This is a genomic window from Bradyrhizobium sp. AUGA SZCCT0158 (assembly GCF_018130065.1).
Lineage (GTDB): Bacteria > Pseudomonadota > Alphaproteobacteria > Rhizobiales > Xanthobacteraceae > Bradyrhizobium.
The window spans coordinates 162,828-178,079 of sequence record NZ_JAFCME010000005.1; the positions used below are offsets into that span (position 1 = coordinate 162,828).

Consider the following 15,252-nt stretch of genomic DNA (forward strand, 5'->3'; position numbering starts at 1 on the left):
CGGGGATATTGGCATGCCAGTTTTCGACATAGCGAGGAGCAAAGCGACGAAGCAATCCATCTATCCGTTATGCCGCGCTATGGATTGCTTCGCTGCGCTCGCAATGACGGCTCGCGAATCCCCTACAGCGGCAATTCCGGCTCGCGGCGGGCGTTGCGCCTTGCGTTGGTCGCCGCGGCTGAGGTCGAGGAACGGACAAAATTCCAGCGGATCGAGGTTGCCTGCCGGGAATCCTGCCGGATCACGATCTGGGCGGTGCGGCGGGGGCCGTCATTGCCGGCCAGGAACACGCTGTCCTCGAGGTCGACCTTGTCGTCGAGCGCCTCGAAGGTCCAGACGTCGCGGTTGGGCAGTACCAGCATGACGCCGCGGGCGTCGGAAAGCCGGCTCGCCTTCACGGACGGGTGCAGATGAAACCGCAACGCAAAATCGCTGCCGTTGCCCTTGATGCGCGAGCCCGGTGCCGGCGACAGCGTGTCCTCGCCGTCGAGCCGCGCGCCATCAGGCGCCATCATCAGCACGCGGCGGTGCACGACGCCGAATCGCGGCAGATAGCCGTCATGCGATGTGGTCAAGAGATCGCCGTTCTCCACGGCCTCGCGATAGCTCTCCACATTGGCCGGGCCGCTGGTTACCGGCGCGCCCTGCAACAGCCGCTTCATCGCCGATATTTCGACGAACTGGCAGGACGACGTCTCGTGATAGGTCAGGGTCGAATGCGCCGCGGTGCTGCGCGCAAAGGCGCGCCAATTGTCGCGGCCGGTCGAGGGCATTCCGCAATTGACGACGATCCGGCTCGGCCCGGAGGACAATTCGAACGCCAGGCAGCCGGCATGCGCGTCCTGGCTGATATTCGGCGGCGGCGGCGGACCGGTGTCCATGATGACCGTGGTGGCGCCGGCGTCGAGGCGCTGAAAGCCGGTATGCGGCATGTGCGCCATCGGCACGCCGTGGGTGTCGTCATAGGCCAGCAGCGTCGCCACCAGATCGTTCGGCGCGTTGCTCATGCCGTTGAACAGCGCAAAGGCGCCGTCGCCATGACGGAAGAAGCGCAGCATCGGCATCATGCGGTCGATCGCGTTCAATAGCGCCGGTGGCGGCGCGATATTCCTTGCAGCAAAAGTCTGGCGCAGCGGCAGCATGTCGCTGAGCAATTCAACCAGCGCGCCGGGATTGCGCGAGATGTGCCCGCCGTCGGGCAGGATCTGCCGCTGCAATTCGTCGGACAGCCGCCGTGACGCCGAGCGGATATGTTTGGCCTGGTTGGCGAGGCACAGCGAGGCGTAGCAAAGCGCGATCAGCACCTGGACCCGCGGCACGCCATCGGCGATGTCGAGCATGGTGTAGCGCAGATAGCGGATCTCGCGGGTCAGCCCGCGCAGATATTTGCGATAGAATTTGCCGTCGGTATCGCCGAGCACCAGCGGGGCCTGCGACAACAGCGAGATGACGCGGCGCGCCAGCACATCGGCGCGGCGCTCGAGCGGCCGCTTGCGTCCGGGATTCGAAATCCAGTCGTCGACCAGCGAACGGGCGTTGGCGCGGGTCAGCGCGGTATCGGCCGCGCGCAGATGGCGCAGCCAGCCGAAGCCGAGCAGCGCCACTTCCCAATCTTCCGACGGCGGCTCGAGATCGAAGATCGAGCGGCCGTGGCAGGTCACGATCTTGCCGGCGAACACGAAACGGCCGGCGTAGATTTCGGCGGCGCGGGTGGCATCGGCGGTGCGCAGATCATGCGGGGCGATGATCAGCCGGTCGGCGCGGCCCGGCCAGAGCCGCGACAGCCCGACGGTACTGCCGCTGGCGCGCGCGATCACGCCCCGCGTAAAGCGGCTCGCGACCAGCGTCGTAATGCGTCTGCGTTGAGCGACCGACACGCCTGACCTTGATGGGAGGAGATCTTGTGGCGAATCCTTTGTAATCCGGAAACGCGCCCAAAACACCATCTTGAAAGTGCGCGAATCACCCGATGGTCGCGAAAAACAGGTGCAAAATCAGGATTTAACCAGCCGCGCGGCGTAAAATCCATCCAGCCCGCCAAGCCGCGGGTCGTCGTGAGGCAGATGGCAGGGCAGGGTACGCAAATCGCCATCGGCCGTGACGATCTCGGCAAGGCCTGCGACCTCGCCGGCGTCGACCGGCGCCCGGCGCACGCCTGATTCGGTCGCGAGCAGCGCTGCCACCGCCTGCTCGCCTTCCTCCGGTTCCAGCGAACAGGTGCAATAGACCAGCGTGCCGCCCGGCTTGAGCAGCGCGACCGCCTTTTTCAGCAGCCGGAGCTGCAGCGCGCTGAGCGCCGCGATGTCGGTTTCCTGCCGCAACCAGGCCACATCAGGATGGCGCCGGATGGTGCCGGTCGAGGTGCAGGGCGCATCCACCAGCACGCCGTCGAACGTGGCGTCGCCGCCCGGCCATTCGGCGCCATCGGCAACGACGTCATTGGCCTGCAGCGACAGCCGCGAAAGATTGTCGCGCAGCCGTGTCATCCGAGGCGCCGAACGATCGACCGCGGTGACGCGTGCGCCGGCTTGCGCGAGTTGGGCGGTCTTGCCGCCGGGCGCGGCGCAGAGATCGACGATGCTCTTGCCGTTGATGTCGCCGAACAGCCGCGCCGGCAGTGCGGCGGCGGCGTCCTGTACCCACCATTGCCCCTCGGTGAAGCCGGGCAGCATCGTCACGGAACCCTGCAACAGGGTGCGCACCGTTCCGGTCGGCAGCGTTTCGCCGTGCAGGCGGGTCGCCCATTGCGGCGCGTCCGACTTCACGGTGATGTCGAGCGAAGGTTCATGGCCGATCGCAATGGCCATCTCGCGCGCGGTGGTCTCGCCATAGGCCGCGATCCAGCGCGCCAGCAGCCACGGCGGAATGTCCAGCGTCTGCGCCTTGACCTCGTCGATCAGCGGCTGGCCTTCGCGCGCACAACGCCGCAGCACGGCATTGACGAGCCCGGCATATTTCGCGGCGCGTCGGTCGGATTGCACCAGCCGCACCGACAGGTCGACGGCGGCATGATCGGGCACGTCCATCCAGAGAATCTGCGCGGCACCGATCAACAGCGCGCTTTGCGCGCGCGGCGCGTCGGTCGGAACGCCGCGATTGAGAAGGCGCGACAACAAATGACCGAGCGTGCCGAGCCGCCGCAGGATCGTTGCGACCAGCCGCCGCATCAGCGCGCGGTCGCGATCGGCGAGCGATTTCAATCCGGGATGGGCGCCGGCGCCGTCGAGTTGCTCGTCGAGGGTGCGGTGCTTGTGCAGCACGCCGTCGAGAATGTCGGCCGCGATGCGCCGCGCTGCGAGACCGGGAACTTCGGCAGGAACTGCGAATCTTGAAGGGGGCATGAAGAAGGAATATCTCGGAAGGTGCTGAACAGGGTTTCGGCGCATGCCATCGAAGTGAAGAACTTGGAAATGAAAAACTCATTTGGCATGCGAATATGCCAAATGTAAGAATCGCGCCGACGATTTCATGATTGTGATGCCGGCGATGCGTTCGTCCTTGTGCTACGAGATCGGCCGCAGGAAAGTTTTGCCGGAAATTTTGCCATGACCGACGATCCCCGATCACCGTCTGCAGTTCTTCCCGGCGCCGCTCCCGGCAAGTTGCTGACGCCGGCCGCCCAGCGTGCGCTCGCCGAGGCCGAAGCGCGCCGGAAAGCCGCTGAGGCCAACGCCGCTCAACCGGCACAAAAGGAATTGCAGGGTCCGAAGGGGCCCGAACCCACCCGTTACGGCGACTGGGAGCGCAAAGGCATCGCCTCGGACTTTTGAGGCGATTCGGTCTTTGCTGGAATAGCCGACTCCCGCTTATCCGTTTGACACCACAAGCGAAGGCTATTTCTCAATATTCAAGCGCGGCATGAAGGGCATTTACCAGCATTGCAGCGAGAAACATTTGCACCGCTACCTTGCCGAATACGATTTCAGGTTCGACCACCGTACCGCCCTTGGATTTGATAGCGGGGAACGGATGACGCTTGCTGTGACCAATGCAGCCGGTAAGCGTTTGACGTACCGGCTGCCTAACTAAGCCTGACTTCAGCAAAGCGGCCGGCCGGTTCTTACGCTGGCGCTCAAAGCAACCAAAGCCCAAGCCTCGATTCGTGAAATACTGGCGGACCAAATAGTGCGCCGGCATGCCCGGCCCGGAATTTCTCCGTAGCCTTACGTGAGTCTCCAGAGCGCAATCCCGGAAGGCCCGGAAGAGGCGAATAAATACTTGTCCTGTGAACAGCCGGGAGAAGCCCTCGCTCCACAGGCCCGCAACATTTTTTTCCTTGTCGAATCTGTGAGGACTCACTGATACTTGGACCGATCACAGGTGCGGGATCACCCCCTGTTATCCCTCTATTTCCCCATATTTAGTATTTGATTCAGGAACTCGTACTAGTCCTTGACGGGCGTAACGGAGTCGTCAGACACTCTACGCGACGCTGGAAAAGGAAAGGCCACCAAGGACGGACATCCAAGGTGGCCCCTTTCCGATCCAGTCCCGCACTGCATGTGGGCAGGTGCGAGTTAGGGCGGTGCAAAGCTTTGAGGGGGTAAATAGACTCCCGAAGGGTCGTTCTGGTCAAGGGCTCACTTTGAAATATCCAAAGTGGAGGCTCTCATGATTGACAGTTCATAACCCAAGCATCGAACGGATGCGGGTTGCAATTTTGAGCATCGGCGCACTTGTTGCCGATACCCTCGCGAAAACCTCACCTTTGTATTGAGCCCAGCTGATCGCCCTTAGGCGCTCACGGGCTTCTTGCGGGCTGGTCGCGATAATCTCAAATCCCCACTCCGCATCCTTGAAGCGATACTCGAACAAGTACTTCCCATAAGTGACTTCGGTCATAAGGAGACTTTCCAATGCACTTCGTTATTTACAAAGACACTGCTAGCCAGTGGCGATGGACTCTGTACGCAGCGAACAACAAGAAAATCGCCGACTCTGGAGAGAGCTACTGGAACAAGGCTGATGCTCAGCATGGCATCAGTCTCGTGAAGAGCTCGACTCAGTCAACTCCGGTCTACGAACGCTAGGTTTCCCTAGTTAACGAACGGTTGAAGCCCGGCTCACCTGCCGGGCTTCTTCTTCGTTTTCATAGCTGCTCGCCTCTTCGGCTTTTCCTTCAGCGGCCTGTGGCCAGCAATCCTGGCACCGCGCAGGGCCGACTCGAACCGCTCCTTGGCTTCTTCCTGACTGTATTCTTCCTGAGTCTCAATTAGGAGATTTTGTCATGCCCGAAAAACCTCGCGCAGTTACAAGAGAACAGCTTGAGACGTTCGTCCACCTACATAAACTCTCTATCAAAGGGCACGCAGGTCAGGCGCTCTTGTCCGCAGCTATTCTAGATCAAGAATTACGAACCGCTATTCTAAAGAAAATGAGGCCGAAGCTTGCGAACAAAAAACAAGAGCGCCTTTTCGATGGGTTTGGGCCACTAAGCGAGTTTGCCGCAAAGATAGAGGTCGCCTACGCACTCGGCCAAATGGACGACGATACTTATGGCAAGCTTCGAATCATCAAGGAAATTCGCGATAAATTTGCTCATTTGCCAAAAGAGTGCACGTTCTTTAGCCCTGAAATACGCCTCCTAATCAATAAATTTCAATTCAAAGGAAAGGCGACGTACCCAAGCATTTTCGGCGAGATGGCGGAACTCTGCTTTAATCGACTAGCAGAGAAGACGGCGGAGAGTGTCGAACCAGCACCATCGCCCGACACAGAGCAATAACGGTGTCCTCATCGTCACAGCGATTGGGATGAAACCTCAATAGGTGATGAAGCCCCGCCTCAATCATCTGAGGCGTGACTTCCATCTCTGCTTCGGAGAGTCCTGTCTCCGGCATCGCCGCCCTGTCGGGCATCGATTTTGCCGTTGTGGTGTCAACCGGATAACTAGGAATATGTACCCTAACAAAAGAATAGGTACTTATCGGCCTCCGTATCGAAGTGGCTGGCGGCGCCGGTTCTCGGCGGCTTTGCCCTGGGTATTCGTGTTCGCCATCGCCGCGGCGTCGATGCTGCCGCTGCGGCATTGGATGCATTGGCCGTTTCCGCCTGCGGCCGACAGCCAGGCGGCGCGCGATGCCGAAACGATCTGGAAGAGCGCCGGCCGTCCCGATCTGCGTCACGCCGTCGACGTGATCCGCACCGTCGATGGCGACACGTTCGAGGCGCGGGTGCATTTGCCTGACGGCCTTGCGCTGAACACACGGGTCCGCCTGCGCGGCATCGACACGCCGGAATTGAAGGCGGCCTGTCCGCAGGAATTGCAGATGGCGGAAGCCGCGAGCGACGCGCTACGCGGCCTGCTCCGCGAAGGCGCGGTCACGATCTCAAATATCGGGCCGGACAAGTATGGCGGCCGGGTGGTGGCCGATGTGGCGACGAGGAAGACCACCAGCGTCTCGGCTGCGTTGCTGGCCGGTGGTCATGGGCGCAGGTACAGCGGCGGTCATCGCAACGGCTGGTGCGCGAACGCGGGCAAGTAAGAGAACAAGTAAAAGAAAAAGCCGCGCTGTTGCGCGGCTCTTTGTAGTTCGTCATTCCGGGGCGATACGCAGTATCGAACTATGATGCGCAATTGCGCATCTGAGAATCTCGAGATTCCGGGTTCACGCTACGCGTGCCCCGGAATGACAAGGGTCGCGATCAGCGCGTCACCGTCACCTGCGTGCCAACCGAAACGCGCTGGTACAAATCGGTAATATCGGCGTTGAGCATGCGGATGCAGCCATAGGAGACAAAGCCGCCGACCGATCCCGGCGCGTTGGTGCCGTGGATGGCGTATTCGCCGCCGGCGAGCGTCATTGCCGCGACCCCCATCGGGTTGCTCGGCGAGCCGCCGGGAATGACGTTGGGCATGTTCGGCTTGTCGCGCCTCACTTCGGCGGGCGGCGACCAGGCCGGGTTCTGATACTTGCCGTCGATGCGGGTGGTGCCTTCCCACTGCTTGCCGGCGCGGCCGACGCCGACCGGATAGCGCACCGCGCGGCCCTGATCGAGAATGAGATAAAGGCGGCGCTCGCTGGTCTTCACGACGATCGTCCCCGGCGTGTAATCGCCGCGGACACCGACGATCTCCGGCCGCGCTTGTGCCGCCGACGACATCAAAACGCCCATCCCGATGGTGGCGGCCAGCGCCACCGCAATCCTCATCGACATCAATTTCTCCCGCCCACTCGCCCCGTCAGGGGGTCCTCAAATGCCAACGCAAACCTATCAGAAATAGGGGTTTGCCGTCTCACCCACGCATTTTTAACCGCGTGTCTTAACCGGATGGTTTCCAAGCCGGCGGTGAGACCCGTTTCGATGGCGAAACAAAAGGAAATGTTCGAATTAAAGTAAATGACTTGAAAACAACACTCGTCCGGAAACGTCCCGGGCAGCGGTCACCGCCCTGACGATTGCGTGAGCCGGCCAGGTCCGGGCGGGGTACCGCGAATTGCCCAAACGCTCCGCCGCCGGTGTCGCCAGGTACCGGCCCCCCGAACATGACGAAAAATTAAGCCGGGCAAACCCGAACGCGGCGTCGCGACGATGCGGCTACTGGCTGCGGCCCATTTCCGGGGCGCAGGAGTTCGGCTCATGCGAGCACTGGTTGAGATAATTTTGCTGCGCCGGGGCGTCCGCGCCGGCGGCGGTCGCCTCACAGCACTGCTGGCCGCAATGCTGCTGGGGCTATCAGCGCTTTCGGCGGGCGCTGTGGCGCAACCCTCCTACGACGTCAGGGAGGAGGTTCGCGACGAACCGGTGCAGGGCGAAGCCCGCGCGGTGCTGTTGCAGTATGGGCGTTTCGTCCAGCACGCCCGCTTCGGCGAGGTGTGGGTGCCGACGGTCACGCCGCAAGGCTGGCATCCCTATGCCGTGCCAATGGGTCAAGACCAAACAATTTGGCTGGTACTACGACGACAAGACGCCGTGGGGCCAGATCGTGCACCACTATGGCCGCTGGTTCTGGGATCAGCAGATCGGCTGGGCCTGGGATCCCGGTTCGCAGTTCAGCCCCGGATGGGTGGTGTGGCGGTCCAGCCCCGAATGGACGGGCTGGGCGCCGATGCCGCCGGACCAGGCTTTCCAAAACATGTCTGCGGATCAGTTCAACAGCAGCAATCAGTGGATTTTCGTCGAGACCGCGAAGTTCAACGCGGGTTGCGACGCGACGCAGCCAGCGCCGGTCGAGCGCATTCCGGTGCTGCTGCGCCAGACCAAATGGATCACCGCCGTTGAATATGTCGACGGCATCGTCGTCATCGTGCTGCCGCCTTACCTGATCGGGCCGTTCGTCAATGTGCAGATCGGATTCGGTCCGTGGCCCGCGTGGTTCATGGTGCAGATGATGATGAATTCCAATTTCGTGTGGCAGAAGACGTTGAACGCCAACGTCGCGAATGTCTGCACGCCGTCGAACGCGAAGTGAGGGAGTAATCATCATGACCCTTGCCCGGAACATCTCGATCAAGACCAGGACGATGCTCACGGCGATGTTCGCCGCAGCGCTTGCCATCCTCGTGTTCTCCGCATCGACGCCGTCGGCTTTCGCGCAAGCGCCTGCGCAGGAATCTGCCCAAGACTCCGCGAACGTCGCGCCACAGCAAGGCGTTGCGAAGCTAAGGGACGAATTCCGCGGCGTGCTCACGCAATACGGCCGCTTTGTCCAGCACGCCAAATATGGAGAGGTGTGGATTCCCACGGTGACGCCGCAGGGATGGCGTCCCTATCCGCCCTGCAGCTGGGTCAAGACCCCAAAATATGGCTGGTACTACGACGACAAGACGCCGTGGGGCGCGATCGTCCATCACTACGGACGTTGGGTGTCGGATGCGCAGATGGGATGGATATGGACACCGGGTGCGGAGTTCAGCCCGGGTTGGGTTGTCTGGCGCACGTCGCCGGAATGGGTCGGCTGGGCGCCGATGCTGCCCGATCAAGACATAAAGACGGTTTCCACCGCCGACTTCAACAGTGCCGCCTACTGGATCTTTGTCGAGACGCAGAAGTTCGCGCAAGGCTGCAATGGCGCGGCACCGCCGCAGCAGATCCCGGTGCTGCTGACGCAGACGACCTACGTGACCGACATCAAGCTCGTGTATGGAATCACTGTCATCGTGTTGCCGGGATATGTGGTCGGCCCGTGGATCGACATCGACATCTTCTTCTCGCCGTGGCCGGCCTGGTTCCTGGCGCAGAATTTGATCGACTGGAATTTCATCTGGAACAACCTCGCCGTCATGAGTGCGATGGCTCCGGAATGCCCGCCGGTGAGCCCAAAGCAGGGCGGCGGTTACAAGCCGTTGCCGGTCCACAATCCTGTGTCGCCGCTGCCGCCGCGTCTTGATCAGCCGATCGGCAATGGCCCGCCGGTCGTCGTCGTGGTCCCGCCGGTGTGCCCGCGCGGCACGGTTCTGGATCATGGCATATGCCGGTTGCCGGATTTCTGCCGCCCGGGAATGGTGCGGGTGGGCCATCTGTGCGTATTCCCGACGAGGCCCGATCCGTTGCCGAAGCCGCCGGTGACCGAAAATCCCTGCGCCGGACTCAGCGGCATCGCGCTGCGGCGCTGCCTCCACGCGCACCGGCCACATGGCGGCGACGGCAAACCGCCGGTGACGGGTCCGGTTACGGGTACCGGCGACGGCCGGCCGGTGGGCAATCCACCGTCGTCAAACGGCGGCCATACCGGACACAACCCGATTGGCGGCGCCTCCGGGACAGGCAAGCCCGGTGTGCGGATTCCGAACGTGATTCGCCCCAACGGCTCGGGTGACAATGTGCGGATCAGGGAGCCGGTGCAGTTGCCGAACCGCCTGCCGCCATCGACTTCAGCGCCGATGCGGCCGAATCCCAGTCCGGTGGTCGTGGCACCGAGCGGCGGCCTCAACAAGACGACCGTCGGCTCTGCGCCGCCGATCGCGCCCCGGCCGGTGCCCGTGACCGCGCCGGAGAGGAAGACTCTCACGCGTTGAGGATGAAACAAAAAAGGGCTCCAGTTATCCCGGAGCCCTTTCATTGACTGCCGTACTATGGCCTCCTCACAGACGTCATCCCCGCGCAACGGCTTGCCGTTGTCGCTGGAGGTGCGAGCCCTCTTAGGCGAGCCTCGAAGGATGGGCCACGGGCCGTCTATCCTTCGAGGCGCGCAAGAGCGCGCACCTACGGGTGAACGCAATTGCGTTCATCCCGGGGATGACGGCAACCCTATTGCGCGCTACGCCCCCGCGCCCTTCTTGTTTTGCCGGTTGTGCACGAGATCGTCGACCACGGCGGGATCGGCCAGCGTCGAGGTATCGCCGAGGCTTGACGGTTCGTCCTCGGCGATCTTGCGCAGGATGCGGCGCATGATCTTGCCGGAGCGGGTCTTCGGCAAGCCGGGGGCGAACTGGATCAAATCCGGCGAGGCGATCGGGCCGATGTCCTTGCGCACCCACGCCACCAATTCCTTGCGCAGCGCTTCGGTCGGCTCCTTGCCGGTCATCAGCGTCACGTAGGCGTAGATGCCCTGGCCCTTGATGTCGTGGGGATAGCCGACCACGGCGGCTTCCGAGACCGCCTCATGCGCGACCAGCGAGCTTTCGACCTCGGCGGTACCCATGCGATGGCCGGATACGTTGATGACGTCGTCGACGCGGCCGGTGATCCAGTAATAGCCGTCGGCGTCACGGCGGCAGCCGTCGCCGGTGAAGTACTTGTTCTTGTAGGTCGAGAAATAAGTCTGCTCGAAACGCGCGTGGTCGCCATAGACCGTGCGCATCTGGCCCGGCCAGGATTTGGCGAGGCAGAGATTGCCCGAGGTTTCGCCGTCCAGCACCTTGCCGTCGGCATCGACGATCTCGGGCACCACGCCGAAGAACGGACGCGTCGCCGAACCCGGCTTGAGTTTTGTCGCGCCCGGCAGCGGCGTGATCAAAATGCCGCCGGTCTCGGTCTGCCACCAGGTATCGACGATCGGGCAACGCTCGTCGCCGACCACGCGGTGATACCATTCCCAGGCTTCCGGATTGATGGGCTCGCCGACGGAGCCGAGCAGCCGCAGGCTCTTGCGCGAGGTCTTCGTCACCGGCTCGTCGCCGCCCTGCATCAGCGCGCGGATCGCGGTCGGGGCGGTGTAGAAGATGTTGACCTTGTGCTTGTCGATGACGTTCCAGAACCGCGAATTATCCGGATAGTTCGGCACACCTTCGAACATCAGCGTGGTCGCGCCGTTCGCCAGCGGTCCATAGAGGATGTAGCTGTGGCCGGTGACCCAGCCGACGTCGGCGGTGCACCAGTAGATGTCGCCGTCGTGATAGTCGAACACGTATTGATGCGTCATCGACGCGAAGACGAGATAGCCGCCTGACGTGTGCAGCACGCCCTTGGGCTGGCCGGTGGAGCCGGACGTATAGAGGATGAACAGCGGATCTTCCGCGTGCATCGGCTCGCACGGGCATTCCGTCGTCACCATCTTGGCGGCTTCGTGATACCAGAAGTCGCGGGTCGGGTTCATGTCCACAGTGCCGCCGGTGCGCTTGACCACGACGACCCAGTCGACGCCGCCGCTCTTGGCAATCGCGGCATCGACATTGGCCTTCAGCGGCACCTTCTTGCCGCCGCGCAGGCCTTCGTCGGCGGTGATGACGATCTTGGACTGGCAATCGGTGATGCGCTGGGCGAGGCTGTCGGGGGAGAAACCGCCGAACACCACCGAATGAATGGCGCCGATCCGCGCGCAGGCCAGCATCGCATACGCCGCTTCCGGGATCATCGGCAGGTAGATGGTGACGCGGTCGCCCTTCTTGACGTTCCTGGTGCGCAGGATGTTGGCCATCTTGCAGACTTCGTCGTGCAGCTGGCGGTAGGTGATATGTTTGGACTCGTTGGGATCGTCGCCCTCCCAGATGATCGCGGTCTGGTCGCCGCGCTTGTCGAGGTGGCGGTCGATGCAGTTCCAGGCGACGTTCAGGACGCCGTCCTCGAACCATTTGATCGAAATATTGCCGGGGGCGAAGGAGGCGTTCTCGACCTTGTGGAACGGCTTGATCCAGCCGATCCGCTTACCCTGTTCGGCCCAGAAGGCGTTGGGGTCGGCGACCGAATTCGCATACATCTCGCGATACTTGGCGTCGTCGATGAAAGCGCGCTTCGACCAGTCTGCCGACACGTCGTAAATCTTCTCGGACATTTTCCCCTCCGCTGATTGCGAGCCCTACCCGTAAGCGGTCGCAAGCCGTCTTGATTATTACGATGATTAGGCGTCGCAGGGGGCCCGGACAAGGCGGAAACATCTGCGACCTTGGTCGGTTTCCCGCGCTCCCGCAGTGCCCCGGCCGGCCCGGTCCGGCCATCACTTTCGCGTTTTGGTGCGACCCAAAATCAACGTTATCGCGCGAATGGCTCCCATGACCGGTATCTAATAACCGTTCATCGCGGAATCGGGACTCGCAAAGGGGTTCGTTACCCCCTAAATGGCCTTTCCGGGGTGCAGGGCCCCGCCGGAACCAAGCCGTAGCAAGCGGCATTACCGGACGAACAGCGGAGCAGGACAACGACGGTCATGATGGATCAGGTGAATTTCGAGGCTACGCGGCCCAATTCCGCTGATCCTGCCGTCGCACTGGCAGAAGCGCTTGGCCAATTGCCGAAAGCGCCGCTGAAGGCCCCCGCGAAAATCCCTTCTCCGAAAGAAAGGCTCGCCAAGCATGAGCCGAAGATTTCGGTCGAGTCGCTGGCGCAGGAACTGGGTCTCAAGCTCGGCGACCAGAACGAGCTGACGATCCGCCGCATCAAGCGTGGCAAGACCTATTCATTTGTTCGCGCCAACGGCACGGCGATCCGCCACGCCGGCACCATCCGGCGCCTGAACTCGATGGCGGTGCCGCCGGCCTATCAGCAGGTGCGCTATTCGCCCGATCCGACCTCGCATCTGCAGGCGGTCGGCGTCGATGCCGCCGGCCGGCTGCAATACCGCTACCACGCCGATTGGGAAAAGGTCCGCGAGCACCGCAAGGCGCATCGCCTGGCGCGCCTGGTTGCGGCCTTGCCGAAGATCCGCCGCAACGTCTCGATGCATCTGTCCGGCGACGAGCCGACGCGCGAGTTCGCGCTATCGGCCGTGATCGAACTGATCGCCCGCACCGCGATCCGGCCCGGCAACGAATCCTACGCGCGCCTGAACGGCACCCGCGGCGCCACCACGCTTTTGAAGTCCAACGTCACGCTGGAAGACGACAGCTTCGTCCTGACCTTCAAGGCCAAGGGCGGCAAAGCCGTGCGCAAGGAATGCGATGCGGCCAAGCTCGTGCGCGCGATCGGCATCCTGCGCAGCGTGCCGGGCAAGCGCATGTTCCAGTATCGCGACAATTCCGGCACCGTGCGTACTGTCTCGACCACGACGGTGAACGGGTTCCTGCGCGAGATCGCCGGCATCAAGATTTCGCTGAAGGATTTCCGCACCCTGATGGCGTCAGCCGTGGTTTTGGAGTCATTGTCGCGGATCTCGCCGGCGGCGAGCGCCCGCGGCCGCAAGAAGCAGGTGCTGGAAGCGGTTCGGGCTGCCGCCGATGAACTGTCGAATACGCCGGCGATCTGCCGCAAGAGCTACGTCCACGATACCATCGTCACCGCCTTCGAGGACGGCATCCTCGAGCGCTTCGCCGCGACCATGAAGGGCTACCGTTCGCAGTCGAAACGCGAGGCGCTGCTGGCGCAAGTGGTGACCGCTGCCGCGGCGGCGTAGGTAACGCCGTCATGCGCGGGCTTGACCCGCGCATCCATCTTCAGAAGAGCTTTTCGAAGTTTGATGGATTACCGGGTCATAGGCGAGCGGAAGCGACGCCGTCCTACGGACGGCTATGCCCGGCAATGACAGATTGCGAGCGCTACTGCCCGCCTACCTTTGAGGACATCTTCCGTTCATCCACGCCGACCGGCTGCACATCACGCGCATCCTCGCCGGCAACATGCGCATTCGACAGGAACACAACATTCCTGCCGCCGCGCTTGGCGTCGTACAGGGCATCGTCAGCCCATTTGGCTACCATCTCCGGTGCGGCACCTTCGTTCGCGAAGGCGACGCCGAGGCTGATTGTCACCACGCAGGTCGAATCGTTGGCGGGATGGATTCCGGGATTGACGATGCCGAGCCCCTCCACTGCGCTGCGGATGCGTTGCGCGATCGTCCAGGCCAGATCGGGCGTGGCATGCGCGAGAACGACGAGGAATTCCTCGCCGCCATAGCGGAACACCGCATCCAGGCCGAGCCGGACCGAGTCCTCGATCGTATCAGCTACCCGCCTGATGCAGGCGTCGCCGGCGGCGTGGCCGGCGGTATCGTTCAGGTGCTTGAACAAGTCGATATCGGCCATGATGAACGCGATACTGGCTTTCGGAACCGTCGGGTCGCGCCAGAGCCGGTCGATCAGATCGGTCGCCGAACGGCGATTGCCGAGCCCGGTAAGCGGGTCGCGCGTCGCCAGTATTTCCAGTTGATGGTTGGCGCGCCTCAGGGCGTCGCTGCGATACTGGTTGCGCAAGGACAGCAGGAAGGCTTTTTGACCGAGGAGCGACTGGGTTTTCCGCGCGATCGTCGCCGCATACATGCCCATCGCATAGAAGATCGACGTTCCGACCGCTTCCTTGGATTCGATCGCGGGATTGAAGATTTCAAAGCCGAAGAAGATCCCGATGGAGCAGATCATCAAAGACAGCGTCCAGAGATAGTCGACGCTGAACACCACGATCGCGATCGTGTTGACGTACATGATGCAGGTGAGGAAGCGCTCGTAGTTGCCACCGGCCGCGACCGCGAGGAAGCCGTAAGCAATCATGACTGATGTCATCAACAGCAGCAGCGACAGGCCTTCGACCGCGGCGCTGCGCGGTTTTCGCCAGACCAGATAGGCACAGCCGTGCATCGCCGGAACCAGCAGGCCGCTGATGATGGTGGTGTGCATGAGGAAGTCGGGCGCCAGCAGGTAGCTGATCGGAACGAACGCGACGCTGATCAGCCCGACCCAGACCATCCACGCGCGCGCGATCTTGCTGCGTTGCGGCCAGTCCTTCCTGCGATAGGCGCGAACCATCTCGGGAGAGAACCGGATGTCGCGCGTGCGCTGGGACAGCAGGCGCTCGGTCTCGGCTTCGAGCGCCGGCGTCACGAGCACGTCCGCCGCATCGTCGAGCGGCGTCGCGTTCAGGCTGCTGGAACCCGATCTCAAGGCGTATCTCTCCCGCTGGCGTGCTTGCCGCACGCGGCAGGAGTTAGCGCCCGAAATGCTAAAT

General features: G+C 62.5%; 13 protein-coding genes and 1 pseudogene. 8 read left to right on the forward strand and 6 right to left on the reverse strand.

Annotation, left to right across the window (positions count from 1 at the left end):
* Positions 1 to 122 precede the first annotated feature (122 nt).
* Together JQ574_RS09330 and JQ574_RS09335 are read right to left on the reverse strand one after the other, a co-directional pair.
* Positions 123 to 1,877 (reverse strand): heparinase II/III family protein, encoded by a 1,755-nt coding sequence (locus JQ574_RS09330; protein ID WP_312014730.1) that lies wholly within the window; start codon positions 1,875 to 1,877, stop codon positions 123 to 125.
* A gap of 117 nt (positions 1,878 to 1,994) precedes the next feature.
* Entirely contained in the window at positions 1,995 to 3,341 is a 1,347-nt protein-coding gene (locus JQ574_RS09335) for an RsmB/NOP family class I SAM-dependent RNA methyltransferase (RefSeq protein ID WP_212210285.1), read from the reverse strand.
* Between the two features lie 204 nt (positions 3,342 to 3,545).
* On the opposite strand from JQ574_RS09335, the gene JQ574_RS09340 reads away from it, so the two are divergent.
* Positions 3,546 to 3,770: a DUF1674 domain-containing protein gene (locus tag JQ574_RS09340; protein WP_211994391.1), complete on the forward strand. Its 225-nt coding sequence runs from the start codon at positions 3,546 to 3,548 to the stop codon at positions 3,768 to 3,770.
* Between the two features lie 52 nt (positions 3,771 to 3,822).
* Positions 3,823 to 4,029: pseudogene (locus JQ574_RS09345) on the forward strand (transposase); the annotation flags it as partial.
* A 594-nt stretch (positions 4,030 to 4,623) separates the two neighbouring features.
* Here the strand turns inward: JQ574_RS09345 and JQ574_RS09350 are convergent.
* Complete coding sequence (locus tag JQ574_RS09350) at positions 4,624 to 4,842, reverse strand: hypothetical protein (protein WP_212210286.1); 219 nt, start codon at positions 4,840 to 4,842, stop codon at positions 4,624 to 4,626.
* A gap of 14 nt (positions 4,843 to 4,856) precedes the next feature.
* Between JQ574_RS09350 and JQ574_RS09355 the strand changes: the two genes are divergently transcribed.
* The 3 genes from JQ574_RS09355 to JQ574_RS09365 all read left to right on the forward strand — a co-directional run bounded on the left by JQ574_RS09355 (position 4,857) and on the right by JQ574_RS09365 (position 6,485).
* Positions 4,857 to 5,030 carry a DUF1508 domain-containing protein gene (locus JQ574_RS09355; protein ID WP_212210287.1) on the forward strand — a complete coding sequence of 58 codons (174 nt, stop codon included), beginning with the start codon at positions 4,857 to 4,859 and terminating at the stop codon, positions 5,028 to 5,030.
* A 197-nt stretch (positions 5,031 to 5,227) separates the two neighbouring features.
* Positions 5,228 to 5,725 (forward strand): MltR family transcriptional regulator, encoded by a 498-nt coding sequence (locus tag JQ574_RS09360; protein WP_212210288.1) that lies wholly within the window; start codon positions 5,228 to 5,230, stop codon positions 5,723 to 5,725.
* 172 nt (positions 5,726 to 5,897) lie between these two features.
* A complete protein-coding gene (locus JQ574_RS09365; protein ID WP_212210289.1) occupies positions 5,898 to 6,485 on the forward strand; it encodes a thermonuclease family protein in 588 nt (195 codons plus the stop codon).
* A 160-nt stretch (positions 6,486 to 6,645) separates the two neighbouring features.
* On the opposite strand, the gene JQ574_RS09370 is transcribed toward JQ574_RS09365, so the two are convergent.
* A complete protein-coding gene (locus tag JQ574_RS09370) occupies positions 6,646 to 7,158 on the reverse strand; it encodes a L,D-transpeptidase (RefSeq protein WP_212210290.1) in 513 nt (170 codons plus the stop codon).
* Positions 7,159 to 7,855: 697 nt separating this feature from the next.
* Here JQ574_RS09370 and JQ574_RS09375 point away from each other — a divergent pair.
* Together JQ574_RS09375 and JQ574_RS09380 are read left to right on the forward strand one after the other, a co-directional pair.
* A complete protein-coding gene (locus JQ574_RS09375) occupies positions 7,856 to 8,413 on the forward strand; it encodes a DUF6600 domain-containing protein (RefSeq protein ID WP_212383452.1) in 558 nt (185 codons plus the stop codon).
* 13 nt (positions 8,414 to 8,426) lie between these two features.
* Entirely contained in the window at positions 8,427 to 9,959 is a 1,533-nt protein-coding gene (locus JQ574_RS09380; protein WP_212210292.1) for a DUF6600 domain-containing protein, read from the forward strand.
* Between the two features lie 242 nt (positions 9,960 to 10,201).
* On the opposite strand, the gene acs is transcribed toward JQ574_RS09380, so the two are convergent.
* On the reverse strand, positions 10,202 to 12,154 hold the full coding sequence (acs, locus tag JQ574_RS09385) for an acetate--CoA ligase (protein WP_212383453.1): 1,953 nt from the start codon (positions 12,152 to 12,154) through the stop codon (positions 10,202 to 10,204).
* A gap of 372 nt (positions 12,155 to 12,526) precedes the next feature.
* On the opposite strand from acs, the gene JQ574_RS09390 reads away from it, so the two are divergent.
* Positions 12,527 to 13,708 carry a DNA topoisomerase IB gene (locus tag JQ574_RS09390; RefSeq protein ID WP_212210294.1) on the forward strand — a complete coding sequence of 394 codons (1,182 nt, stop codon included), beginning with the start codon at positions 12,527 to 12,529 and terminating at the stop codon, positions 13,706 to 13,708.
* 142 nt (positions 13,709 to 13,850) lie between these two features.
* On the opposite strand, the gene JQ574_RS09395 is transcribed toward JQ574_RS09390, so the two are convergent.
* Positions 13,851 to 15,188: a GGDEF domain-containing protein gene (locus JQ574_RS09395; RefSeq protein ID WP_212210295.1), complete on the reverse strand. Its 1,338-nt coding sequence runs from the start codon at positions 15,186 to 15,188 to the stop codon at positions 13,851 to 13,853.
* Between the last annotated feature and the right edge of the window lie 64 nt (positions 15,189 to 15,252).